A 23,172-nucleotide genomic window follows, 5' to 3' on the forward strand; every position below is an offset into this window, starting at 1 on the left:
GTTTGCGAAAGTGTCAGCGCGCGTCCGTTCGGGCCATGACCTCGGCAAAGGCGGTCACCATCGGGCCGATACTCTCGGCCTGGGAGGGCAGCGTATAGACCATCCACAAGGTGTAATCCGCGCTTTGCGCGGTGAAGCGCCACAGGGTCTCGCACCGTGTGCCATCGCCGCGCCGTCCGGTGCGGAAGGAGACGCCGGCGGCCGAGGCGCCGGTCGTTTCAAGCCGCGAAAAGCCCGCTTCGGAGAAGCGTTTGGAGAATGTGCGCGTGATGTCGGCGCTGGTGCCGACCGGATGGCTGCGCAGGATCGCGTTGGTGCCGTCGTCGCCCTGGTAGACGCAGCCGGCGACCCGGTCGACGCCGCTGCCGAGAACGCTGATGCGGTTGAGCGAGGCGACCCGGTCGGGACAGGTCAGGCCGGTGAAATGGCGCATGCCGGTTGTGACCGTGCGCCAACCGGATTCCGTCGCGCCGTCCTGCGCGCCGGCGTCGCCGGACAGCCCTCCCAGCGAGAGGATGCCGGCAAGCGCAAGGGCGGCTGCGCGCGCTGAGGTCAGCGCCCGTCGCGACGGTTGAGGAAGGCGAGGCGTTCGAACAGATGCACGTCCTGTTCGTTCTTCAGCAGGGCACCATGCAGCGGCGGGATCAGCTTCTTGGTGTCGCGCTCGCGCAGGTCGGCCGGCTCCATGTCCTCGTTGAGCAGCAGTTTGATCCAATCCAGCAACTCCGATGTGGAGGGCTTTTTCTTCAGGCCCGGCGTGTCGCGGACATCGTAGAAGATTTTCAGTGCTTCGCGCAGCAATTCCGCCTTCAGACCCGGAAAATGCACCTCGACGATGTCGGCCATCGTGTCTGCATCAGGGAAGGTGATGTAGTGGAAGAAGCAGCGCCGCAGGAACGCGTCCGGCAGTTCCTTCTCGTTGTTGGAGGTGATGATCACCACCGGGCGCTGGCGGGCGCGGACCATCTCGCCGGTCTCGTAGACATGGAACTCCATGCGGTCGAGTTCCTGCAGGAGGTCGTTGGGAAACTCGATATCGGCCTTGTCGATCTCGTCGATCAGCAGTACCGGGCGCTGATCGGCCGCGAAGGCCTCCCACAGCTTGCCCTTGCGGATGTAGTTGGCGATGTCGTGGACCCGGTCGTCGCCGAGCTGGCTGTCGCGCAGCCGCGATACCGCGTCATATTCGTAAAGGCCCTGCTGCGCCTTGGTCGTCGACTTGATGTGCCACTCGATCAGCGGCGCGTTGAGGGCGCCTGCGATTTCCTGCGCGAGAATGGTCTTGCCGGTCCCGGGCTCGCCCTTGACCAGCAACGGCCGCTCCAGTGTCACGGCCGCGTTGACCGCGATCCGCAGGTCCTCCGTTGCGACATAGCCGGACGTGCCCTCAAAACGCATGAAACTCTCCGCTGATAACTGATCTTGCAGCGCACACTATGGGGCGGCCCCCGCCTGCGCAAGATGCCGCCGCCGAGCCCGCAGGCCGGCATTTGTTGCCGGGAGCGCGCGGACAAAGCTGCCGGTCGGTCGTGCCCTGCCTGGCCCGCGGCCCGGAAGCTGAATCCGAAAATCTCGATATTCCATATGGTTAACGAAATTTCTTGAACTGGCACAGTGTTTGCCAACCTCAGGACCGAGACCGGCGTGCCCAGCAGCGCCGGAAAGTCCGTCCTGTCCGTCCTGGAGGATCACATGGGTGTTTTTGGTGCATTGAACGCGGCCGTCTCCGGCCTTTCCGCGCAGGCTTTTGCGCTGGAGAACATCTCGGGCAACATCGCCAACGCGGCGACCGTTGGCTACAAGCGGCTCGACACGTCGTTTTCCGATCTCGTCGGCGGCGGCAAGGGCGCGCAGCCCGGACAGATCGCCGGCACGGTGTCCGCCAACTCGCGCGCGACCAATGGCCTGCAGGGCGATCTGCAGCAGAGCCAGGTCGACACCTACATGGGGATCAACGGCGGCGGCTATTTCGTCGTTCAGGGCAAGGCCGGCGAGGTCGACGGCCGGACGATCTTCTCCGGCAACGATCTCTACACCCGTCGCGGCGATTTCGAGGTCGACAAGGAAGGCCGGCTGGTCAATGGCGCCGGCTACTACCTGATGGGCCAGCCGATCGATCCAGTCACCAAGAACGTGTCCGGCTCGGTTCCCCAGATCATCACCATCGACAATTCGGTCATTCCGGCCGTGACGACCGATCGCATCCGCTATGAGGGCAATCTGCCGACGACACCGCAGACGAGCAACCAGCTCGGCGGCGGTGACGAGTTGCTCGACGCGACGCTGACCAAGGCATCGACGGGTGCCGCTCCCGATGCGGCGGCCGCCGGCCAGACCGTTGGCGTCGATGCCATCAATGCCGCCGACGAGGTGGCCTTCCTCAACACCTCCATCGCCGGCGAGGCAATCACCGTCTACAACTCGAGCGGTACGCCGGTGAACGTGCAGATGCGCTGGGCCAAGACCTTCGAGGACAATGGCACGCAGCCGGACACCTGGTCGCTCTACTATCTGTCCGATTCCGCCGCCACGGGTGCCAATCCGAAGTGGACCAAGGTGTCGGACGCGCAGTTCGATTCCAGTGCCGGCAACGGCGGACAGATGCTGGTTCCCGCCAATGACGCGATGACGATCACCGGCCTTGCCGTCGATGGCGAAGTTGTCGGTGACATGACGCTCGACTTCGGCACCGGCGCTTTGACGCAGTTCTCCGATTCCAACGGCAGCGCCAAGATCTCCAAGCTGACGCAAAACGGCTATCCCTCCGGCGACCTTGCCGGCATCTCGATTTCGGAAGCCGGTCGTCTCGTGGCCTCCTACTCCAACGGCCGGACCCGCGAGCTGCACGAGATTTCGCTGGTGTCCTTCTCCGGCGAGGCCTGGCTTGAGCGCGTCGATGGCGGCGCCTTCGAGGTCACGCCGGAATCGGGCGAGCCGATCGCGGGCGCGCAGGGTCGCATTGTCGGCAAGCGGCTTGAAGCGTCCAACACCGACATCGCCGATGAATTCTCCAAGCTGATCGTCACCCAGCAGGCCTATTCCGCCAACACGCGGATCGTCTCCTCGGGTGACCAGATGCTGCAGGAAGCCATCAACATGATCCGGTAAGCGGATCTGGAGGACAGCCCGGCCGGAGCGATCCGGCCGGGCATGACGTGATCGCAGGCGCGAGGGCCGGGTGAGACGATGGGACTGAGCAGCGCTCTCAATACCGCATTGATCGGACTGGGGTTCAACCAGCGTCAGCTCGATGTGACGGCGACCAACATCGCCAATGCCGACACGGTCGGCTACACGCGAAAGTCCGTCTCCGCGTCCGTCACCTATGACGGCAACGGCATCGTCACCGGTGTCGAGGCGGACAGCATGCGCCGCTATCTCGACACGGCGGTGCAGGGACAGTACCGCACCTCGCTGGCCGAACAGAATTACGCAAGCGTTGCCCAGCAGTACACCGCGCGTCTCGACACGCTGTTCGGCACGATCAAGGACGCGGGCTCGCTGCCCAACACCGTCAATTCCTTCATTTCGTCGATGTCCAACCTGGTGTCCGGCCCGGAGGATTACACCAACCGGCTGGAGGTGATGCGCAACGCCGAAGCGCTGGTCGGCAAGATCAATGCGATGTCGGAAGACATCCAGGGCATGCGGCAGGAGGTCGAGTACCAGATCGGCGAGCAGGTCGACCGGGTCAACGATCTTCTGGCGGACATCAAGGCGATCGACCGGCAGGTGATCGCGGCGAGCCAGGACGGCGACAAGCCGGTCGGGCTGATGGACCAGCGCGACATGCTGCTGGAGGAATTGTCCGGCTATATCGACATCGAGGTCAAGCCGACCGAGCAGGGGGGCGTGCGCGTCCACACTTCCGGCGGCACGATGCTCTACGACGTCGACGTGATGAAGCTGAAGTTCGACGGGCGCGGCAACATCAACGCCGATGCGCTTTACAACATCGATCCGGCCAAGCGGCGCGTGGGAACGCTGACGCTGGAGAATTCCGAAGGCAGCCAGATCGACCTTCTGTCGACGCGCACCCTGCGCAGCGGGTCGCTCGTCGGCCTGGTCAATATGCGCGACGAGGCGCTGACCGACGCGCAGACGCAGCTCGACGAACTGGCCGCCTCGCTGGCGCGGGCGTTTTCCACCCATGTGGAGCCGGGAACCGCCTATCCCGCGTCCGGCACCCAGACCGGCTATGAGCTGGATCTTGCCAATCTCCAGCCCGGCGACAGCGTGTCCTTCAATTACAAGGATCTCGGCACCGGGCTCAGCAAATCGGTGACGATCTACCGGTCCGACGGCCCGGAGCCGCCGGCGCTGACCGCGACCAACGATCCGGATTCGATCTTTCTCGCGGTGGATTTTTCCAGCGGCAACCATGCGACGATTGCCGCCAACATCCAGAGCGCGCTCGATGGCGACGCCCGCATTGGCGCCGGCACCTTCGCCGCGGCCAACCCGGGCGGTTCGACGCTGCGGCTGGAAAGCACGGCGCCGGCCAGCCTGCGGATCGAAGCGGCACAGACGAACGAGACGGTCTCCGGTCCGTCGGCCCATGGCGATGCCTTTGCCCTCTTCGTGGACGACGGCGACAAGACCTTCACGGGGATGGCGGACGGGCGGCCGAACATCACCGGGTTTGCCTCGCGCATTCGCGTCGGGGCCACCTTTGTCAACGATCCGTCGCTGCTGGTGGAATATGCCCCCGGGATTGCCAATGGCGACGCGACGCGCCCGCAGGCTGTCCTCGACAAGCTGACGCTGACCAAGACCACCTTCACCCCGAAGACGCGCATCGGCGGATCCGGCTCGCTGTTCGAAGGGTCGATCAACGACTTCGTGACCGCCTCGGTCTCGCATCAAAGCGGGCGTTCCGCGCAGGCGAAGGCGACGGTCACCGGCCAGCAGGTGGTGACGTCGAACCTCAAGTCGCGGCTCGACGATTCCTCGAAGGTCAGCGTCGACCAGGAGCTTGCCCAACTGGTCCAGCTCCAGAACGCCTATGCGGCCAACGCACGCGTGATGCAGGTCGTGCGCGAACTCTACGACATCCTGATGCGGAGCTAGTGACGAGCAATGGCGATCAATCCCTACGGCGGCGGATTTTCGGCTCCCAGCCAGGTCACCTATCTGACCAGTCTGCGCAACCAGATGAACGATCTTCAGCGCCAGCTCGGCACCAACCTGAAGTCGGAGACCTATGGCGGGCTCGGCTCGGAGCGGGTGCTCAACCTGTCGATGAAGCAGCAGCTTTCGGAGATCGGCGTCTACAAGCAGACGATCCAGATCGCCGACCTGCGGCTGTCCACGCTGGATCAGGCAAGCGAGCGGCTGGAGGATATCCGCATCGAGGCGAAGGCCGCCACCGACCGGAACAATTTCGAGCTGTTCAGCGACGGGCGCACGTCGACGCAGACGTCGACCGAAATCGCCCTGCGCGAGTTCATGGCCCATCTGAACACCGATGTCGGCGGGCGCTACCTGTTTTCCGGAAAGACGGCGGACACGCTCCCCGTCCAGAGCCTCGACTACGTGCTGAAGGGCGACGGCAATTATGCCGGTCTCAAGACCGTGGTCGGCGAATACAACCAGGCGGATCTCGGAGCGCTCAACAATGGGCGGTTGACGACCGCCCGGGTCGGGACCCAGGTGAGCGTTGCGGAAGACGGGGCTCATCCCTTCGGCTTCAAGATCGACAGCGTGGCGTCGGGGGCGACCAATGTGTCGATAACCCAGACCGCGGGACCGCCGGCGACGCTCGACGTCGACTTTACCGGCCAGCCGCAGCCGGGTGAGACGATCCGGGTGTTTTTCTCGCTGCCGGACGGGTCGAAAAGCGAGGTCGAGATCGGCGTCTTCGGCGGCGCGAACGATCCCGAGTTCACCTTCCAGCGCGGCGCGACCCCGGCCGATACGGCCCAGTTCTTCAAGGATGCGCTCGACACCGCGCTGCAACGCGAGGCAAACACCGAGCTGAAGGCGGCGTCGACGGTGCGGGCCACGGAAGCCTTCTTCGACACGGCGCCGAAATCTCCGGTTCCGCCCGGCTATCAGCCGCTCGCCCGCGTGGTGCCGAGCGCCGGTCCGCCGGTGGATTTCAGCACCGCCACCAGCCTGCGGGACGGCACCAATGACACGGTCGCCTGGTACACCGGCGACAACGATCTTGGCGACCCGCGCAAGGACAGCCGGGCGACGATCGACGAAAACCTGACCGTGAACTATGGCGCCCGTGCCAATGAGGCGGGGTATCGCGAGGTCGTCCAGGCGCTGGCCGGCTTCGCTGTCGCCGACTTCTCCAACGGCCAGCCGGACAATCAGAAGTTCTACGAGGCGATGGCGCAGCGCTCCTATGACGGGTTGACCCCGCCGGGATCGGAATCCTCCGGCATTCGCCGCAACCACATGGAATTCTCCGCCGCGCAACGCACGGTGAAGGATGCGGAGACCCGCCACAGGGTGGCGGAAGGATCCGTGAAGTCGGTGATCGACGAGATCGAGGGGATCAACAAGGAAGAGGTTGCAACCAAGCTCCTGTCGCTGCGCACCGCCCTCGAGGTCAGCTACCAGGCGACGAGCATCACGTTGAACCTCTCGCTGTCGAACTATCTCTGAGGAGCAAACCGTTTCTCGCCGCCGTCAGGCGGCTTCATGGGGGCCGGACGCAGAAGGCGTCCTTGAACGCGCAGAAGGCGCGAAGACGAATGACCCCGGAACGGGGCGCAGGAGGCGCTCCGGAGCGCGCAGAAGGCGTGAGAGCGGACCGGGTGGCGGGCACAGAATGTGCCCTTGAACCGCGCAGAAGGCGCGAAAGAACCGACCGGGACGGGCGCAGAAGGCGCCCTTGAACGTGCAGAAGGCGCGACGGACCACCGGACAGACGAACGCAGGATGCGTTGCGGATCGCGCAGAAGGCGCAAGCAAAAAGGGGAACCGGCACGAGCCTGCCGGTTCCCCTTTTTTGTTCGTGGTTGCCGGTCTTCGCATTCGCGACAACTCGAGCCCGCGTGAAGGTGTGTCGATAGAGTATTATTCAATATACATTCCGACCTTTAAGATCGAGAGCCCGCCGCATATAATATTACGTTTTTATTGCAGTTGGGGTTCCCATTAGCAAGATCAAGACGTCGTTTATCTTCTTTGTGTTTTCGCTTTGTTTTGGTCTTTTTTTCATCTCCGGCCATGGCATTCGAGTTGAACGCTCGCACTGTCGTTGTCGACGGGCTTCAGGATATCGACGACGGGGACGGCTTCTCGGCTTTCGCTCTACGTCGCGCCGGCATCGGCAAGATCGCTCTGGATGTCACGTCGGGCGGCGGGCGCAAGCCGCATGACTACACGCTTCATGTCTCGCGGATGATCAAGGAGGCGGCCCCTCCGATCATCGAGGCGAAGCTCACCCTCGACAAGCACGGCGACCGCGGTAAGGCGGTCAAGTCGGGACCGCTGACGTTCGATCTTCCGGATCTGGGTGTTTCCGGGTCGCATGTGTTCGAATTGCAGGCAGGGCTGGATGTGCTGCGGATGGTGATCGAGGTCGGGGCCGGAGCCGACGAGAGTGCAGCGACTGTGCCCTCCAGTCCGCCGCTGGCAATCGCTTCTGGCGTGCCGTCGGACCTGGGTGATCCGTTGCTCTCCCTCGACAGTGCCGAAGTTGTCTCGGGGATCAACGGCAGGACGCTTCTCGTTGGGCTTTCCCATCAGCGGGCGTGCGGCGAGGCGTCCTTCAAGGCCTGGTGGGACGGGTCCTTCCTAAAGAGCCTGCCGCCGCGGGCCAGTGTTGTGGTTGTCTACGAGGCAGGCGGGGATTTGTGCGAAGGGCGTGTCGATACAACGCTGCAGATAGACGTCGACGAGCTTCTGGACAATCAGGGTGAACTCTACATCGATGTCCACGGGCGCAATGTGCAGAGTGTCGAAGTGCTCGTGCGATAGGACGGCCAGGCTGGCGTCGGCAAAACGTTCGGGTCTGTTTTTGGAAGAAGGCACGAGCGGAGAAACGAAAACGCCGGCCACGGGGCCGGCGTCTGGAAAACTTGCTGGGCGATCGGACCGCGGAACGGGCGCTGTCCGGTTGCGGTCGGATCAGCTCCCGCGCAGGCCCATTGCAATGTTGCGATTGATCTGGATGAGCGTCGTCAGCCGCTCCGGGCTCGGGTTCGACATCACGTCGAACGTATGCTTCAGGATGAAGGCGCCGAGCGAACCGAGGTTCTGCTTCACCTCGTCCGGAAGCGGGTTGTCATTGCTCGTCACGGAGGTCGCGAGGATCGTCCACAGACGGCGATTGTAGGTCAGGGCGTCGTCGAGGGTGACGGGTCCGCCGGTTTCCCAGTCATCCTTGACCGCTTGCAGGCGCGCGGCCGCCTTCATCAAGAGGGTCGCTTCCAGCTCCCTCGGGCTCACCGCCGTTTGCGCTGTCTGCTGATATGCTGCCGTGGCCTGATTGTACATGTTCGATCAGTTCCCGTTCATACTCGACCAGTTTTCGAGCCCGTCTCAATGCAGCGTAGAGCGACCCGGTTAAGATCTCATTGTTGACCGCATCGATCAGGTCCATTGCGCTCGGTGCGGCCTGAATCAGATCCTGTATCAGCTCGAAGTAGATCTTCTTGTGCCGCTCGATGTCCTGGTTCAGGTACATGAGCTGGACGGCCAGATAGATACGCTTTGCCGGCGTATTCGCCGTCTGGGCCGTGTAGATGTCCTTCTCGCGCAGGATCGGTTCATTGCCCTCAATAAAGATATGCGTCCGGTGATCTCCATTGGTGATGACCGTGGAACCGATGATAAATCTTTCGCGAGGACGCAATTCGATCTTGAGTGCCATGGTGTGAGAATCGCATACCGGGTTGATTCAAGCAACAAATAAGTGCTCGAAAAGAAGATGTTCGGGGCGGAAAAATTTGCCGGGTAGTATTTGCCGCATATCTTTGTATTTCAATGTATTAGAGTGAATAATTCCCTAAGTCAATTTGCGGTATTTGGCGTCGCGCCTGCGCGTGTCAGGACCCGCCTTGCGGCGCCGCGCGCGCGATGCGAACTGTCTCGAAGCCGCGCGCGTGTCCTGTCGCAAATCGCCTTTCCAACGGAAAAGGGCGGCGGGTATCCCCGTCGCCCTTTCGTTTCTGTCTGCGGGTCGCGTCGTCTGACGCGGAAGGCTTGCGCGCCCTTAGAAGAGGCTGAGGACCGCCTGGTCGGCCTGCGAGGACAGCGACAGGGCTGTGGTCGACAGCTGCTGGCGGGTCTGCAGGGCCAGAAGGTTCGCACCTTCCTCGTTGGTGTCGGCCAGAACCAGGTTGTCCGCGCCGGTCTGCAGCGTGTTGATCGTCGCCTTGGTGAAGTCCTTGCGGATCTGCACCATGGAAAGGTTCGAACCGAACTTCGATCCGGCCTCGCGCAGGGTGATCAAGGCGGTCGACAGCTCGTCGAGCGCGGTGTTCGCCTCGGTGTCGTTGAGGCTCGTTGCCTTGGTGATGCTGAGACCCGAGGAGGTCAGGTCCTCGCCCTGGATCTTCAGCTCCGACTTGGTGGCCGCGTCACGCTTTTCGTTGAAGGCGACGGTCAGCTTGGACGAGGAGGAGTTGATCAGGTTGATGCCGTTGAAGGAGGCATCGGCGGCGAGCTTGTCGATCTGGCCCAGGATGTCGTTGAACTGCGACACCAGCTTCTGGCGGGTGGAGGAGTTCGAGGCCGGGTTGGCCTGGGTGGTGATCGACAGTGTATCGGCTGCACCGGCTGTCGCACCGTCGGTGAAGGCCACCGCGGTCTCGCCGGCGTCGACATAGTCGCCATCGGCCGGGGAGGACAGGTCGATGTTGGAGTTCGTGCCGAAGCCGAGCGATGCGGCCAGCGAGGTCGCCTGGGTGGTGGCCGTGGAGGCGTCACCGCCCGTGTCGACGATCGACAGGTTGACCGTCTCGGCGTCGGACCCGGTGAGCTTCAGCTTGCCGGCGTCGGTGACTTCGGCCGTGGCAACGCCGGAGGCGTTGACGACATCGAGAACGTCCTGGACGGTCGAGACCGGGCCGGTGCCGTCGGTCTTTTGCGTCGTGCCGACGGTGATCGAGATGTTGGAGACCGACCCCGTGCTGGTGTCGGTCGTCTGCACCGTGATCGTGTCGCCGGCCGCGAAGCCGAGGTTCGACAGGGTCTGGCGCTTGGCCTGATCCTGGATCGATTCGCCGGCGATCGGCGTCAGGCCGTTGGTGGAGATCGACGACGAGCTCTCGATGATGGTGCCGGACCCGGCGCCACCGTCCTGCAGCGCCTGACGCGCGGTCGACTGGGCACTTTCCACCAGCTTGGTGATGGCGGTGATACCGTTGTCGGCGGCCTCGATCGTCTTGATCGCGTTGCCGATGCCATCGAGCAGGTTTGCGAGGTCATTGGCGCGCGCGGACAGCGACTGCGAGGTAAAGAAGTTGGTCGGGTTGTCGAGGGCCGAGTTGACCTTCTTGCCGGTGGCAAGACGGTTCTGGGTGGAGGCCATCATGTCCGCGGTGCTCTGAAGCGTGAGCAGGTTCTGGCGAACACCGGCGGAGAGGGTAATGTCAGACATGGTGAAATCCTTTCGCCTAGTCCCGTTTGTCGGGACCGCCTCGTCCTGAGGCTTTCAACGAAGGTGCCTTAATTATCCCTAACAACGTGTTAACGACCGAGTGCCAGAACGCGAATTGGGAGAAAAAATTAATCAAGATAAACAGGGCGTCTCCAAGAGGTTAACCCGTGCGAAACGCAAAAGGGGCGGCGGGTTTCCCCGCCGCCCCGATTGGCCGATATTCTGAGAGTGCTATATTTTTCAGTTTCTTAGAACAGACGCAGCACCGCCTGGTCGGCCTGCGAGGACAGCGACAGGGCTGTGGTCGACAGCTGCTGGCGGGTCTGCAGGGCCAGAAGGTTCGCACCTTCCTCGTTGGTGTCGGCGAGCACGAGGTTGTCCGCGCCGGTCTGCAGCGTGTTGATCGCCGCCTTGGTGTAGTCCTTGCGAATCTGCACCGTGGAGAGATTCGAACCGAACTTCGATCCGGCCTCGCGCAGGGTGATCAGGGCGGTCGACAGCTCGTCGAGCGCGGTGTTCGCCTCGGTGTCGTTGAGGCTCGTCGTCTTGCTGATGTTGAGGCCCGAGGAAGTCAGGTCCTCGCCCTGGATCTTCAGCTCCGACTTGGTGGCCGCGTCACGCTTCTCGTTGAAGGCGACGGTCAGCTTGGAGGATGAAGAATCGATCAGGTTGATGCCGTTGAAGGAGGCATCGGCGGCGAGCTTGTCGATCTGGCCCAGGATGTCGTTGAACTGCGACACCAGCTTCTGGCGGGTGGAGGAGTTCGAGGCCGGGTTGGCCTGGGTGGTGATCGACAGGCTGTCGGCGGCACCGGCGGTCGCACCATCGGTGAAGGTCACCGCGGTCTCGCCGGCGTCGACATAGTCGCCATCGGCCGGGGAGGACAGGTCGACGTTGGAGTTCGTGCCGAAGCCGAGCGACGCGGCCAGCGAGGTCGCCTGGGTGGTGGCCGTGGAGGCGTCGCCGCCCGTGTCGACGATCGACAGGTTGACCGTCTCGGCGTCGGACCCGGTGAGCTTCAGCTTGCCGGCGTCGGTGACTTCGGCCGTGGCAACGCCGGAGGCGTTGACGACATCGAGAACGTCCTGGACGGTCGAGACCGCACCGGAGCCGTCGGTCTTTTGCGTCGTGCCGACGGTGATCGAGATGTTGGAGACCGACCCCGTGCTGGTGTCGGTCGTCTGCACCGTGATCGTGTCGCCGGCCGCGAAGCCGAGGTTCGACAGGGTCTGGCGCTTGGCCTGATCCTGGATCGATTCGCCGGCGATCGGCGTCAGGCCGTTTGTGGAGATCGACGAGGAGCTCTCGACGATGGTGCCGGACCCGGCGCCGCCGTCCTGCAGCGCCTGACGCGCGGTCGACTGGGCACTTTCCACCAGCTTGGTGATGGCGGTGATACCGTTGTCGGCGGCCTCGATCGTCTTGATCGCGTTGCCGATGCCGTCGAGCAGGTTGCCGAGGTCATTGGCGCGCGCGGACAGCGACTGCGAGGTAAAGAAGTTGGTCGGGTTGTCGAGGGCCGAGTTGACCTTCTTGCCGGTGGCAAGACGGTTCTGGGTGGAGGCCATCATGTCCGCGGTGCTCTGAAGCGTGAGCAGGTTCTGGCGAACACCGGCGGAGAGAGTGATATCGGACATTCGGAATTCCTTTCTGGCTGTCCAAGAGTGTCGGGCCTCGTCCTGAGGCTCGACGCCAGAATAGGTGCGTAAAGTCTAACTTAAGGTTAATCGGATGTTTCACTCGTCGCAATTTTGTAAGTTAAACCAAATACTTTGTTAACCATATCGACCAGCTCACAAGAAAGGGCGGCGAGTCGAAACCCGCCGCCCGATCGATTTTCCTTGTCCGTCGAGGACTTAGAGCAGACGCAGCACCGCCTGGTCGGCCTGCGAGGACAGCGACAGCGCCGTCGTGGACAGCGACTGACGGGTCTGCAGGGCCAGAAGGTTGGCGCCTTCCTCGTTGGTGTCGGCCAGAACCAGGTTGTCGGCACCCGTCTGCAGGGTGTTGATCAGATCCTTGGTGAAGTCCTCGCGGATGCTCACCGTGTTGAGGTTCGAACCGAAGGTCGAAGCGGTTTCCTGCAGCGTCGACAGGGCGTCGGACAGGCTGTCGAGCGTTGCGTTGGCTTCGTCGTCGCTCAGGCTGGACACGGCGTTCAGGCTCAGGCCCGAAGACGTCAGGTCCTTGCCGCTGATGGTCAGCTCCGACTTCGAGGCCGCGTCGCGCTTCTCGTTGAAGGCCACGGTGAGCGTCGAGGACGAAGAGTTCACCAAGTTGGTGCCGTTGTAGCTGGAGTCGGCCGCAAGCTTGTCGATCTGGCCCAGGATTTCGTTGAACTGCGAGACCAGCTTCTGACGGGAAGAGGAGTTCGCGGCTGGATTGGCCTGGGTGGTGATCGACAGGCTGTCGGCAGCGCCCGCGGTCGCACCATCGGTGAAGGTCACCGCAGTTTCGCCGGCGTCCACATAGTCGCCGTCAGCCGGGGACGACAGGTCGACGTTGGAGTTGCTGCCGAAGCCGAGCGTGGCGGCCAGCGAGGTCGCCTGCGTCGTCGCCGTGGAGGCGTCGCCGCCCGTGTCGGTGATCGTCAGGTTCACCGTGTCCTGATCGCCGCCAGAGATCTTCAGCTTGCCGGCGTCGGTGACTTCGGCCGTGGCAACGCCCGAGGCGTTGATCACGTCGACCGCATCCTGCACGGTCGCAACCGCGCCGGAGCCGTCGACCTTCTGCGTCGTGCCGACGGTGATCGAGATGTTGGAGACCGAACCCGTGCCGGTATCGGTTGCCTGGACCTCGATGGTGTCGCCGGCGGCGAAGCCGAGGTTCGACAGGGTCTGGCGCTTGGCCTGATCCTGGATCGTTTCACCGCCCACCGGCGTCAGGCCGTTGGTGGAGATCGACGAGGAGCTCTCGACGATCGTACCCGCGCCGGCGCCGCCATCCTGGAGTGCCTGGCGCGCGGTCGACTGGGCGCTTTCCACCAGCTTGGTGATCGCCTTGATGCCGTTGTCGGCGGCCTCGATCGTCTTCGTCGCGTTGGAGATGCCGTCGAGCAGGTTCGACAGCTCGCCGGCACGCGAGTTGAGGCTCTTGGAGGTAAAGAAGTTCGTCGGGTTGTCGAGGGCCGAGGTAACCTTCTTGCCTGTGGCAAGGCGGTTCTGGGTCTGCGACATCATGTCAGCGGTCTGCTGAAGGTTGAGCAGGTTCTGGCGAACGCCAGCGGAAAGAGTAACACTCATTGTCATCGTACCTTTCTGGTGCGGATCTTCACAACGGGTTCTCGTTGCCCGGTCACGTTAGGTCCGCTTTCCCGAACGGTTCGTAAAAACAAAGGGTTAACGTAGGTTAGGGTTAACGCTTCATTACAGGCGGCGCGGCAAGCGGGCGCGCGGTGCGCCCGTTTCCTCACGTGCTTGAAAGGTCTCGCCGAATCAGGCCGCATTCGCGATAATGCGGCGCAATTGTCCCTTTGAACCAAGGTTCGAAGAAGGAATGGAGCACGGCCTCGGTGAGCCAAAGTCGTGCAAAGGATCGCCCCGACCGGACTGCCTTCTGACGAAGGGTCGAGGTAAACGCCTCATAGTAGTTGGAAATATGCCAGATGAGCCTCTTCTCGTTTGACCGGTGTGCGGTCGTCGCCGAAATCGGTATCAACCACAATGGAAGCCTCGATCTGGCTTTGGAGATGATCCGTGCCGCGCATCGCGTGGGATGCGACGCAGTCAAGTTTCAAAAGCGCTCCGTAGACGTGGTCTATTCGGCGGAAGAGCTTGCCCGGCCGCGCAAGTCGCCGCTCGGGGAGACCAACGGCGATCTGAAGCGCGGGCTTGAGTTCGACCGCAAGGACTATGAGCGGATCGCCGCCTTTTGTGCCGACCTCGGCATTGTCTGGTACGCCTCGCCTTGGGATGAGGAGGCGCTCGATTTTCTCGTCGACCTCAAGGCGCCCTATCTCAAGATCGCATCGGCGTCGGTGACGGACCGAAACCTCATTGAGCGCGCCGCACGTTCCGGCATTCCGCTCCTGGTCTCAACGGGCATGTGCGACTTGAGAATGGTCCGCAGCGCCGTGGAAACCATTGAGGCGGCCGGCGGCGAAATCGCCTGCCTGTACCATTGCACCTCGACCTATCCGGCGCTGCCGGAGGAGATCAATCTCGCCGGCATCTCGACCCTGCGCGAACGCTTTCCCCATCTCAAGATCGGCTACTCCGGCCACGAAGAAGGCATCCTTCCAAGCATCCTGTCGATCGCTTACGGTGCGGTATCGGTGGAGCGGCATTTCACGCTCGACCGGGCAATGTGGGGCTCCGACCAGTCGTCGTCCATCGACGTGCCGCAGATGACCGAGATGATTGCCGGCATTCGCCTGGCGGAAAAGGCGCGCGGCGACGGGCAGATCAGGATCTACGAGCGCGAACGCCCCGTTATGGAAAAGCTGCGCCGCAAGGACACCCTCAGCGTTGAGTGACCCCGACGCCTCGAGCGAGATGCGCAAGCTGACGGCCCTACATCTGGCGTCCTTTGTGGGAAATCTCGGCGACAATGCCATGCACGATGGCGAGTATCGCACGCGCGCGGCCGATCTGCCGTTTTGCCTGGATCACCGCGCCTGCGAGGTTCGAGACTTCATCCATTGGCACGAGAGGTCGTTCGACGAGCGTTTCGTTGCGGACGCGGCGCGTGCCGATGTGCTCGTCGTTGGCGGGTTCAGCGTGTTTCAGCTTTGGCGCGACACCACCGTTTCCGGCACCTATCTCGATGTGAGCGCAGAGTTTTTCGCAAACCTTCCATGCCCGGTGCTGTTTCACGGGCTTGGATGCGATGCGACGCGTGGCGTGAATCCGCTTGCCGTCGAGCGAACGCGCGCCTTTCTGGATGTGCTTCTGCCGCGGGAAGACTGTCGCTTTTCTCTGCGCAACGACGGCTCGGTGGACCTGATCCGCGCGCATCTGGGACCCCGCTACGCCGACGCGATGGAGATCGTTCCCGACGGCGGCCTCTTTGGCGAACCCAGGAGCCATGTCCATGCCGGACTTTCTGCCGATGCGCGCTTCATTGCCGTCAATCTGGCCGGAGACATGCCGGACAAGCGCTACCGGAGCGCGGATGGCGTTGATCTGACGGAACGCTTCGCGCGGGAGGTCGCCGATGGGCTCGGCGCGCTGATGGCGGAGGATCCCACCCTTCAATGCGTGTTCGTGCCGCATATCTATAGCGACTTTGAGCCCATCTCGGCCGTACTCGACGCCTTCGACGACCGGCTGCGGCGCACGCGCGTTCTCGTTGCCGGCCTTGCCCAGGGCGAGGCGGGCTGGTCCGCCTCCTTCGATCTCTACCGGCGCGCATCAGCGGCGATTTCCATGCGCTATCACGCATCGCTTGGGTCGATCGGGTTCGGGACACCCGTTCGCGGTATCTCCACCCACCACAAGGTCGAGGGCCAGTTCGCGGCCTATGGTCTTGCCGAGCGCTGTCATCCGTTTTTGGAGCACAGCGACCTTCGGCCGCTCTTTGCCGGGCTAGCGCGCGACCTCGCCGATCCCGAACCGGTGCGCCGGCAATTCCTTGAGATCAGGCGGTCGGAGCGGGCGCGGCTGTCGCGGTATCATGGCGAGGTCGCGACCTGGCTCATGGGCCAGACGGGGGCGCGCGCGTGAGTTCAATCATCGACGAGTGTCTCGCGCTCTACGGGTCGGATGCCTATTTCGTGCGCTATCCCGCGCGCGAGGCGGAGGTTGAGTATTGGGACGAAAAGCGCGATCCCGATGGAAACATTCGCGATCTCGCCGCCGAACGGGACCAGCGCAAGGCGGATCTTGCCTATATCGCGGACGCGGTGAATGCGCGGGCCGCCGGGCGCGTGGTCGATGTCGGCTGCGGGCTGGGCGAATTGCTCGAACAGATTTCCCCGAAACACGAGCGCGTCGGCGTCGATCCGTCCGAACGCGCCGTCGAGGTCGCGGCGGAGCGCAGCGGCGCGCGCACGCTGCGCGGGGAGCTCTCCGTCGATCTCTTTCCGGCGGGCTCCTGCGACACCATCATTGCGCATCATGTCATCGAGCATATCGAGGAGCCGGTGGGATTCGTCGAGACCGTGCGGCACCTGCTTGCACCGGGCGGGGTGTTCGTCGTCGGTACGCCGAATTTTGCCAGCGCGGCCGCCCGCCGGTTCGGTGAGCGCTTCCGCTTGCTGCACGATCCGACGCATGTCAGCCTTTTCACCGACGACTCGCTCCTGCGTCTCTTGCGCGATTTCGGGTTTCGCGTCGCGGCGGTGGAGTATCCCTTTTTCGGGACGCGCTTTGCCACCGACGAGGCCTGGGCACGCATGCTTGACGCGGAGAAGGGCGTGTCGCCGGCATTTTGGGGGTCCTTCGTGACGGTCTTTGCGGAAAAAACATCATGATTTGCGATGCCATCGTGCTGGCACGCGGCGGATCCAAGGGGATCCCGCGGAAGAACCTCGTGCCCGTTTGCGGCAAGCCGCTGATCGCCTGGACGATCGAGGCCGCCCGCGCCTCCGGGTTCGTCCGCGATGTGGTGGTCTCCACCGACAGCGAGGAAATCGCGGAGACGGCCCGGAGCTTTGGCGCGCGGGTGCCGGTGCTGCGTCCCGACGATCTGGCGACCGACACATCGCCGGCGGAGGGCGCGCTGCGTCACGCACTTGCCGAGATTTGCAGGCCGGAAACACCGGAAGCGGTGCTGTTTCCGCAGGTGACGTCGCCGGTCCGCCGTCGCGATACGCTGGCCGACGCCTTCCGGCACTTCGTCGAGGGGGACTATGATTCCCTGTTTTCGGCGCGCCTGATCCGCAACTACATCTGGCGCAACCTGCCCGAGCCGCAGCCGCTTTACGATCCGCACAACCGCTTGATGCGCCAGCAGATCCCGCCCGAGGACCGCTATTATCGCGAGACCGGCAATTTCTACCTCTTCCGTACCCAGAGCTTTCTGGAGACGGGTTGCCGGCTGACGGGGCGGATCGGGTTTTTCGAGACCACCGACGAGGAGGTGGTCGAGATCGACGAGCCGGACGACATTGCGGTCGCCGAACTCATGCTGGAGCGGCTTGCCCGAAATCTCGACATCCATCCGATCCAGATGTGAGCGGCCGCGCGTCTCGGAACGGCCTCAGGTCCGCTCCCTGCACCAGGCCTCGAGATCCGACACCAGGCGCGGGACGATGTCCTTCGCCGGACGTTGCGGGTCGAGACGCAGATAGCACGTGGCGGGCGCCCAGGGCGGGGTGTCGGCGCCAAGCAGCACCGTTCCGGTCACCGGGCCGAACCGCCAGGCGGGAACCCCGAGCGCGCCGGCCATGTCGGCGACCGAGGTATTCGCGGAAATCACCAGATCCATGCAGGCGGTGAGCGCCGCGACGGTCTCAAGGTCGTTGAAGAGGTCGAGGTCGCTCCAGCGGTGGAGGGTGATCGGCCTTTTGGCCTGTATCTCCGCGATCTCGGCGCTGCGATCAGTGTAGTCGAGCAGCACGAAGTCGACGGCCGCGTTTTCGAGAAGCGGAAGCAGATCCTCAAGCGTCAGATAGGAGTGGCGGCGCAGGCCGGACCGGTTGCCGCTGGTCCAGCTCAGTCCGACCTTCGGACGGGTGCCGTCAAGCGGCGGACGCGCTTTCAGTGCCGCGATACGTTGCGGGTCCGCGGTCAGATAGCCGGGGTCCGCCGGAAAGGCCGCATGGGTGGGGCGCAGATACATCGGCAAGGTGCCGAAGGCGCACTGCAAGTCGAAGTCCTCTTCCCCAACAAGCATGCCGCGCGCTTCATGCTGCCTCGGGCGAACCTCCGCTTGCGGAAAATTGCGGGCGAGCAGCGGCACGATCTTCGGGTGACATTCCACGATCAGCCGGTCGGCCTGAGCGATAAGCTCGGCAAACATGGAGGCCGAGCGCAGCACGTCGCCGATGCCTTGGTCGTCCCAGATCATCAATGTCTTGCCGGCAAGCGGTTCGCCCTGCCATTTGGGCCGTGAGAACCTGCGGGTGATCAGGCCGGTCAGATTGGCCTCCACGCGCCGTTCGGCGAGGGGCCAGCCGCGCGTCAGGTCGCCGATGGACAGATAGGCAAAGCCGAGCGTCATTGCGGCCTCATGCCGCTCTGGATCGCGCGTATGGGCGATCTCCAGATCCGCGACCGCCTCGCCGAAGCGGCCGAGATGATAGAGCGCCTTGCCGCGCACGAGCCGGCTGTCCACGGTGTCCAGACCGAGGCTTAGAGCCGTGTCGGCTTCCTCGACCGCCAGAGCGTATGCGCCGCATCCCCAATGGCTGTTGGCGAGGCTGAGATGATAGGTCGCGTCGCGGTCGAGGTTGAAGGCGTCGCTACGCGCCATCAGCAGATCGCGGGCCTCCGGGGCCCGGTCAAGCTGATTGAGCGCATCCGCCAATGAGAGAATCGCACCGGTATGCGTTGGCTCGGCTTCAAGCGCAAAGCCCAGGAGCTTGGCCGCTTCTTCGTGCTTTCCGGCAAGGTTCAGCGTCTGGCCGAATTCGATCAGCGCCTCGCTGTTTTCTGGAGCCGCGCGTACGGCGGTGTCAAAAGCGGGAAGCGCTTCGGCGATGCGTCCGGCCCGGCGCAGGAGCGACGCGCGGCGGTGGAGGAGGGCGGGGTCGGTGGAGGCTTGGATGTCGGCTTCAGCGGTTGCCGATGCGGTTTCGATCTCGCCGAGACGCTCCAGGCACTCCAACCGGTTGACGCGGTATCGCGCTTCAGTTGGGGCAAGCGCAATCGCCTTTTCAAACAAGGAGAGCGCGCGTTTGGGAAAACCCTGCTCAAGAAAGCACAAGCCCAGAAGGTTCACGGCCTCTGTGTTCCCCGGGTCCTTCTTCAGGATCTTTTCATAGAGCGCGCGGGCGCGCGCGACGTTGCCGTCGCGTTGCAGGAGAAGCGCCTTGCGCATCTGGTCCAAAATTGCAGGAGAGGGGGCCGGCATGCGCCATCCGTTCGCTGGGCGTGGGAGGCGCGACTATAGCTGATTCGGACAGCGGTCCTTGCGTTGCGTCGCCGCGTGCTGGAGCCGCAACGCGTCGCCATGACCGTCCTTTCCGATCCGGCCAGAAGCCCGCGAAAGCAGGGCCGTCCGCGGGCTCAAAGGCTGCGATTGACGCCCAGGCCGGTCATGTCCTTGTGCGTCGTTTCCGCGAAGGCGCGGCGCAGGCGCAGCAGCGATTCATCGGGGATCTGGCGGACAACCTCGCCGGTTTCGGTGTCGATTGCCCGGAACACCAGCGAATCGGTGATCGTGTCGCGGTATTCCTCGCGCTTGAGGTCTTGTGGCGCGGAAGCGGGCTGCGACGCCGGGTTTTCCGCTTCCGGCCGAGCGGCCTCGCTTTCCTGCGAAGGCTGAACCGCCTTTTCCGGAGCTACGTCGGTCGGTGCCGCCGGCGGATTGACCGCTTCCCGGCCCCGAAGGGGCGCCAATGCCGTTTGATAGGCCGGCGCCCTGGTCACTCCCGTTTCCATGCCCTCAGTCTCCTCATCGGGCGGGAGGTCGAAATGCCCTTCTCGCCGTTATGGTAACGTCACGGAGTCTCGTCAGATTAACCATGTTTTCGCTGTCTTCTTTGATTGCGAATACACTCGTTCAAGGCCCGCAACTTACATAGATATGGTACTGACGTTATTCGAAAACTGTGAATACTGCGTTAAAGGATTCGTTAGCATTTGGCTTTGATGCGAACTGATCCTGATTCGTTCCCGGTACGGTCCGATGTTCGCCCTCCAGATCGTAAACAGGTGGCGTCGCGGGGGACCTCTGCGCCGGCTTGACTGTCGGTGTCTCGAGGTCTCGAAAGCAAAATGCCGACCCGCATGGCGGGCCGGCATTGAAGCAGGATTATTTTTTGGGGGCGCCTGCAACCGGCGCCTGGCGTCAGAGTGCGCGATTGACGGCGATGCCGTCTGCCGGGGACGGGCCGCGGGGGGCGGATCCGCCCGGCCCATAGGTGGTGGGCGCGCGGCGCGACCCCGCACCTTCGGCGACCTTGCGCATCAGCCCGTCGGCCACTTCGCGGGCGGTGGCGAGCACCGCCAGGTTGATCCGCAGCACCGGCTGGAACTCGGCATGGCGGCGCTTGAGCTCATCGACCGAAGACGGGGCAAGATTGCCGAGCGCCACCGTCTGGTCGCGCACATAGGTCATGCCGCGCATGTAGATGCTGACGAGATTGGCTTTCTCCGGCTGCAGCGCGCCTGCTTCCTCCAGTTTGCCCGCGCGCACCAGATCCGTTTCCCGCTCCACCACGGCCAGAAGGTCCGCCATGGTGGCCGACAGGCGGCGACAGGTGGCTTCAGCGGCTTCGCGGTCGACAATGGTGCCGGAGAAAAACTCGGGCGCCAGCGCGGCGATCGTCTTTGTGTCGAGGCTCATTGTCCGTTCGTCTCCTGAAGAGCGAGAAGCTCGCGCTGGATGGAATCGGCGATGCCGATGCCGCCGGCGCGGGCGATGGTGTCGGAATATTGTTCGACCAGCATGCCGCTCCAGGCGTCGGACCCGGCGCCGCCGCCCCAGGTGCCGCCGTCCTCTTCCAGGCCCGCGAACATCGACTGGAACATGGTGTTGAGGAAGATCGCCTCGAACTCTTCCGCCTGGGCCCGGCTGCTCGACTGGGCAGCGGCCGGGGCGCCGAGCGCCTGGAGGCGCCCCTGTGCGGCGGTGAGGGCGGGATCGTTGGTGACGGCGTTGATCATCACATCACCTCGATTTCGGCCTGGAGCGCACCGGATGCCTTCACCGCCTGAAGGATGGTGATCATGTCGCGCGGCCCGATGCCGAGCGCGTTCAGCCCGTCGACCAGTTGCTGCAGCGTCACCGTCTTGGGAAGCACGGCGAGCCGGTTGTCGCTCTGGTCGTCGACCAGGATGTCGGTGCGCGGTTCGATCGCCGTCTGTCCGTTGGCGAAGGGCAGCGGCTGTACGACCTCGGGGCTTTCCGCGATGGTCACCGTCAGGTTGCCCTGGGCGATCGCCACGGTGGAGATCTTGACGTTCTGGCCCATGACGATGATGCCGGAGTTCTCGTCGATGACGATGCGCGCCGGCAGGTCCGGTTCGACGATCAGCTGCTCGATGTCGGTCAGGAGGTCGACGATGTTGCCGTTGAAATCGCGCGGCAGGTCGATGCGCACGGTGGCGGGATCGAGAGGCTCGGCGGTCGGCAGGCCGATCAGCTCGTTAACAGCCAGCGCCATGCGCCGCGCCGTGGTCAGATCGGGGTTGCGAAGCGCCAGCCGCAGCGTCGTCATTGAGGCGAGCTTGAAGTCGATTTCGCGCTCCACCAGCGCGCCGTTGGCGATGCGCGCGGCGGTCGGAACGCCGCGCGTGACGGTGGCCGCGTCGCCATTCGCGGTGAAGCCGCCGATGGCCAGCGGGCCCTGGGCGATTGCATAGACCTCGCCGTCGGCGCCGAGCAGCGGCGTCACCAGCAGCGTGCCGCCCTGGAGGCTGTCGGCATCGCCGAGCGCGCTCACCGATACGTCGATGCGCGTGCCCTGGGTCGAGAAGGCCGGAAGGTTGGCCGTCACCATGACCGCGGCGACATTGTCGGTGTTGAGGTTGAAGCCGCGGGTGTTGACGCCGAGACGTTCCAGCATCGCTTCCAGGCTCTGCCGGGTGAAGGGAGCGTTGCGCAGGCTGTCGCCCGTGCCCTGGAGGCCGACGACCAGACCGTAGCCGATCAACTGGTTGTCGCGCACGCCTTCGAAGTCGGCAATGTCCTTGATGCGCGACGAGGCCTGGGCCGCAGTTGCGCCGAGAAGCAGGGCCAGCAGGGTGAAAACGCGAAGGAGGGTGGTCATCGTCATGAACCGGCTTCCGATCGGGTGAGTGGTCGCGTTTCGATATGCGAGGCTCATGCCAATCTTGAAGGATTTCGAAAGAATTATTTAACCGATTGATTTTCATGGATTTAATGTAATTTCTCGTCGTATTCGCGCGAAGGGCACATCGCAAGGAGGGCAAAAATTGCCGGCCTGTTAACGCTTCGTTTACCAACTCGGAAAATTGTGTCCCCATGGACAGTGCCGATCAGACCACGGGTTTCCTCACATGAAGATCTCAGGCTATACGCCCGCCTCCGGCGTGAAGGGGCGCAGCGTGAAGAAGCGCGACGGCGAGGGCGGCGGCGGGTTCAACGTCGCCTCCGGCGATCGCGCGGCCGCGGCTGCCGGCGGCGGCGCGGCTGCATCCATCTCCGGGATCGGCGCGCTGCTGGCGCTGCAGGAGGTCGACGATCCGCTGGTCGGGCGCCGCAAGGCAGTGGCGCGCGGAAACGATTTGCTGGACGGCATGGAATCGCTGAAGGCGGATCTTCTCGGCGGGCGCGTTTCCGCGGAGCGGCTTGACCGGATCGTGGGCATGCTCGCCAAACGCGCCGACAGCGGCGATCCGCAGCTTGAAGGCGTGATCGACGAGATTGAGCTGCGGGCCAAGGTGGAGCTTGCCAAACTTGGCCGTTTCGATGCCTAGGTGTGAAGTCTCAGGAGGTTGTTCACCCGGTTCGGGGTTAGGCTGCAATCGCCAAACTCCAGCCGAGGATCCCGAAGGATGAACAACCCGCACCAAGGTGCCCGCCTTACCGTCTATAGT

The 23,172-nt window shown here is 63.6% G+C and carries 21 protein-coding genes; 9 read left to right on the forward strand and 12 right to left on the reverse strand.

From position 1 onward, the window contains the following. Positions 1 to 13: 13 nt before the first annotated feature. The gene (locus LC092_RS15355) at positions 14 to 433 is read right to left on the reverse strand and encodes a hypothetical protein (protein ID WP_224808013.1); all 420 of its coding nucleotides are present in this window, start codon (positions 431 to 433) and stop codon (positions 14 to 16) included. Between the two features lie 119 nt (positions 434 to 552). Next, positions 553 to 1,398, reverse strand: coding sequence for an AAA family ATPase (locus LC092_RS15360; protein WP_224808014.1), 846 nt, complete (start codon positions 1,396 to 1,398; stop codon positions 553 to 555). Positions 1,399 to 1,692: 294 nt separating this feature from the next. Between LC092_RS15360 and LC092_RS15365 the strand changes: the two genes are divergently transcribed. The 4 genes from LC092_RS15365 to LC092_RS15380 all read left to right on the forward strand — a co-directional run bounded on the left by LC092_RS15365 (position 1,693) and on the right by LC092_RS15380 (position 7,938). Next, positions 1,693 to 3,108 (forward strand): flagellar hook protein FlgE, encoded by a 1,416-nt coding sequence (locus tag LC092_RS15365; protein ID WP_224808015.1) that lies wholly within the window; start codon positions 1,693 to 1,695, stop codon positions 3,106 to 3,108. Between the two features lie 78 nt (positions 3,109 to 3,186). Beyond that, positions 3,187 to 5,070, forward strand: coding sequence for a flagellar hook-associated protein FlgK (gene flgK, locus LC092_RS15370; RefSeq protein ID WP_224808017.1), 1,884 nt, complete (start codon positions 3,187 to 3,189; stop codon positions 5,068 to 5,070). 9 nt (positions 5,071 to 5,079) lie between these two features. Continuing rightward, on the forward strand, positions 5,080 to 6,618 hold the full coding sequence (locus LC092_RS15375; protein ID WP_224808019.1) for a flagellar protein: 1,539 nt from the start codon (positions 5,080 to 5,082) through the stop codon (positions 6,616 to 6,618). A 579-nt stretch (positions 6,619 to 7,197) separates the two neighbouring features. After that, a complete protein-coding gene (locus LC092_RS15380; RefSeq protein ID WP_224808020.1) occupies positions 7,198 to 7,938 on the forward strand; it encodes a hypothetical protein in 741 nt (246 codons plus the stop codon). A gap of 150 nt (positions 7,939 to 8,088) precedes the next feature. Here LC092_RS15380 and flaF read toward each other — a convergent pair whose 3' ends face one another. From flaF to LC092_RS15405, 5 genes are all read right to left on the reverse strand, one after another. Then, the gene (gene flaF / locus LC092_RS15385) at positions 8,089 to 8,457 is read right to left on the reverse strand and encodes a flagellar biosynthesis regulator FlaF (RefSeq protein ID WP_224808022.1); all 369 of its coding nucleotides are present in this window, start codon (positions 8,455 to 8,457) and stop codon (positions 8,089 to 8,091) included. Continuing rightward, positions 8,339 to 8,833 carry a flagellar biosynthesis repressor FlbT gene (gene flbT, locus LC092_RS15390; protein WP_224808024.1) on the reverse strand — a complete coding sequence of 165 codons (495 nt, stop codon included), beginning with the start codon at positions 8,831 to 8,833 and terminating at the stop codon, positions 8,339 to 8,341. The genes flaF and flbT overlap by 119 nt, the downstream gene beginning before the upstream one ends. A 342-nt stretch (positions 8,834 to 9,175) precedes the next feature. After that, the gene (locus LC092_RS15395; RefSeq protein WP_224808026.1) at positions 9,176 to 10,564 is read right to left on the reverse strand and encodes a flagellin; all 1,389 of its coding nucleotides are present in this window, start codon (positions 10,562 to 10,564) and stop codon (positions 9,176 to 9,178) included. Positions 10,565 to 10,812: 248 nt separating this feature from the next. Beyond that, positions 10,813 to 12,201, reverse strand: coding sequence for a flagellin (locus LC092_RS15400; protein ID WP_224808028.1), 1,389 nt, complete (start codon positions 12,199 to 12,201; stop codon positions 10,813 to 10,815). A 219-nt stretch (positions 12,202 to 12,420) separates the two neighbouring features. Beyond that, complete coding sequence (locus LC092_RS15405) at positions 12,421 to 13,806, reverse strand: flagellin (protein WP_224808030.1); 1,386 nt, start codon at positions 13,804 to 13,806, stop codon at positions 12,421 to 12,423. Positions 13,807 to 14,168: 362 nt separating this feature from the next. Here LC092_RS15405 and LC092_RS15410 point away from each other — a divergent pair, with 362 nt between their 5' ends. From LC092_RS15410 to LC092_RS15425, 4 genes are read left to right on the forward strand one after another with little or no spacing between them, the layout of a single operon-like run. Continuing rightward, positions 14,169 to 15,038, forward strand: coding sequence for an N-acetylneuraminate synthase family protein (locus LC092_RS15410; protein ID WP_224808032.1), 870 nt, complete (start codon positions 14,169 to 14,171; stop codon positions 15,036 to 15,038). Beyond that, entirely contained in the window at positions 15,031 to 16,227 is a 1,197-nt protein-coding gene (locus tag LC092_RS15415) for a polysaccharide pyruvyl transferase family protein (protein WP_224808034.1), read from the forward strand. Before LC092_RS15410 ends, LC092_RS15415 begins: the two co-directional genes overlap by 8 nt. Then, positions 16,224 to 16,976, forward strand: coding sequence for a class I SAM-dependent methyltransferase (locus LC092_RS15420; protein ID WP_224808036.1), 753 nt, complete (start codon positions 16,224 to 16,226; stop codon positions 16,974 to 16,976). The genes LC092_RS15415 and LC092_RS15420 overlap by 4 nt, the downstream gene beginning before the upstream one ends. Then, complete coding sequence (locus tag LC092_RS15425) at positions 16,973 to 17,680, forward strand: cytidylyltransferase domain-containing protein (protein ID WP_224808038.1); 708 nt, start codon at positions 16,973 to 16,975, stop codon at positions 17,678 to 17,680. The genes LC092_RS15420 and LC092_RS15425 overlap by 4 nt, the downstream gene beginning before the upstream one ends. A 24-nt stretch (positions 17,681 to 17,704) precedes the next feature. Here the strand turns inward: LC092_RS15425 and LC092_RS15430 are convergent, their stop codons facing one another. The 5 genes from LC092_RS15430 to LC092_RS15450 form a co-directional block, all read right to left on the reverse strand. Further along, positions 17,705 to 19,519: a tetratricopeptide repeat protein gene (locus LC092_RS15430; protein WP_224808040.1), complete on the reverse strand. Its 1,815-nt coding sequence runs from the start codon at positions 19,517 to 19,519 to the stop codon at positions 17,705 to 17,707. A gap of 155 nt (positions 19,520 to 19,674) precedes the next feature. Then, a complete protein-coding gene (locus LC092_RS15435) occupies positions 19,675 to 20,049 on the reverse strand; it encodes a flagellar protein FlaG (protein ID WP_224808042.1) in 375 nt (124 codons plus the stop codon). A 409-nt stretch (positions 20,050 to 20,458) separates the two neighbouring features. Next, positions 20,459 to 20,956 carry a flagellar protein FlgN gene (locus tag LC092_RS15440; protein WP_224808044.1) on the reverse strand — a complete coding sequence of 166 codons (498 nt, stop codon included), beginning with the start codon at positions 20,954 to 20,956 and terminating at the stop codon, positions 20,459 to 20,461. Then, positions 20,953 to 21,276, reverse strand: coding sequence for a rod-binding protein (locus LC092_RS15445; protein WP_224808046.1), 324 nt, complete (start codon positions 21,274 to 21,276; stop codon positions 20,953 to 20,955). Before LC092_RS15445 ends, LC092_RS15440 begins: the two co-directional genes overlap by 4 nt. Beyond that, entirely contained in the window at positions 21,276 to 22,382 is a 1,107-nt protein-coding gene (locus LC092_RS15450) for a flagellar basal body P-ring protein FlgI (RefSeq protein WP_412103590.1), read from the reverse strand. Before LC092_RS15450 ends, LC092_RS15445 begins: the two co-directional genes overlap by 1 nt. Before the next feature lie 250 nt (positions 22,383 to 22,632). Here LC092_RS15450 and LC092_RS15455 point away from each other — a divergent pair, with 250 nt between their 5' ends. Beyond that, positions 22,633 to 23,052 carry a flagellar assembly protein FliX gene (locus LC092_RS15455; RefSeq protein ID WP_224808048.1) on the forward strand — a complete coding sequence of 140 codons (420 nt, stop codon included), beginning with the start codon at positions 22,633 to 22,635 and terminating at the stop codon, positions 23,050 to 23,052. Positions 23,053 to 23,172 lie beyond the last annotated feature (120 nt).

The organism is Stappia stellulata (assembly GCF_020176715.1).
Classification (GTDB): domain Bacteria; phylum Pseudomonadota; class Alphaproteobacteria; order Rhizobiales; family Stappiaceae; genus Stappia.

What these genes read in the sequence shown, in the direction of transcription:
- LC092_RS15355 (WP_224808013.1), bottom strand. Translation starts at nt 433, where the DNA reads ATGCGCCATTTCACCGGCCTGACCTGTCCCGACCGGGTCGCCTCGCTC.
- LC092_RS15360 (WP_224808014.1), bottom strand. Translation starts at nt 1,398, where the DNA reads ATGCGTTTTGAGGGCACGTCCGGCTATGTCGCAACGGAGGACCTGCGG.
- LC092_RS15365 (WP_224808015.1), top strand. Translation starts at nt 1,693, where the DNA reads ATGGGTGTTTTTGGTGCATTGAACGCGGCCGTCTCCGGCCTTTCCGCG.
- flgK (WP_224808017.1), top strand. Translation starts at nt 3,187, where the DNA reads ATGGGACTGAGCAGCGCTCTCAATACCGCATTGATCGGACTGGGGTTC.
- LC092_RS15375 (WP_224808019.1), top strand. Translation starts at nt 5,080, where the DNA reads ATGGCGATCAATCCCTACGGCGGCGGATTTTCGGCTCCCAGCCAGGTC.
- flaF (WP_224808022.1), bottom strand. Translation starts at nt 8,457, where the DNA reads ATGTACAATCAGGCCACGGCAGCATATCAGCAGACAGCGCAAACGGCG.
- flbT (WP_224808024.1), bottom strand. Translation starts at nt 8,833, where the DNA reads ATGGCACTCAAGATCGAATTGCGTCCTCGCGAAAGATTTATCATCGGT.
- LC092_RS15395 (WP_224808026.1), bottom strand. Translation starts at nt 10,564, where the DNA reads ATGTCTGACATTACCCTCTCCGCCGGTGTTCGCCAGAACCTGCTCACG.
- LC092_RS15400 (WP_224808028.1), bottom strand. Translation starts at nt 12,201, where the DNA reads ATGTCCGATATCACTCTCTCCGCCGGTGTTCGCCAGAACCTGCTCACG.
- LC092_RS15405 (WP_224808030.1), bottom strand. Translation starts at nt 13,806, where the DNA reads ATGAGTGTTACTCTTTCCGCTGGCGTTCGCCAGAACCTGCTCAACCTT.
- LC092_RS15410 (WP_224808032.1), top strand. Translation starts at nt 14,169, where the DNA reads ATGAGCCTCTTCTCGTTTGACCGGTGTGCGGTCGTCGCCGAAATCGGT.
- LC092_RS15425 (WP_224808038.1), top strand. Translation starts at nt 16,973, where the DNA reads ATGATTTGCGATGCCATCGTGCTGGCACGCGGCGGATCCAAGGGGATC.
- LC092_RS15430 (WP_224808040.1), bottom strand. Translation starts at nt 19,519, where the DNA reads ATGCCGGCCCCCTCTCCTGCAATTTTGGACCAGATGCGCAAGGCGCTT.
- LC092_RS15435 (WP_224808042.1), bottom strand. Translation starts at nt 20,049, where the DNA reads ATGGAAACGGGAGTGACCAGGGCGCCGGCCTATCAAACGGCATTGGCG.
- LC092_RS15440 (WP_224808044.1), bottom strand. Translation starts at nt 20,956, where the DNA reads ATGAGCCTCGACACAAAGACGATCGCCGCGCTGGCGCCCGAGTTTTTC.
- LC092_RS15445 (WP_224808046.1), bottom strand. Translation starts at nt 21,276, where the DNA reads ATGATCAACGCCGTCACCAACGATCCCGCCCTCACCGCCGCACAGGGG.
- LC092_RS15450 (WP_412103590.1), bottom strand. Translation starts at nt 22,382, where the DNA reads ATGACCACCCTCCTTCGCGTTTTCACCCTGCTGGCCCTGCTTCTCGGC.
- LC092_RS15455 (WP_224808048.1), top strand. Translation starts at nt 22,633, where the DNA reads ATGAAGATCTCAGGCTATACGCCCGCCTCCGGCGTGAAGGGGCGCAGC.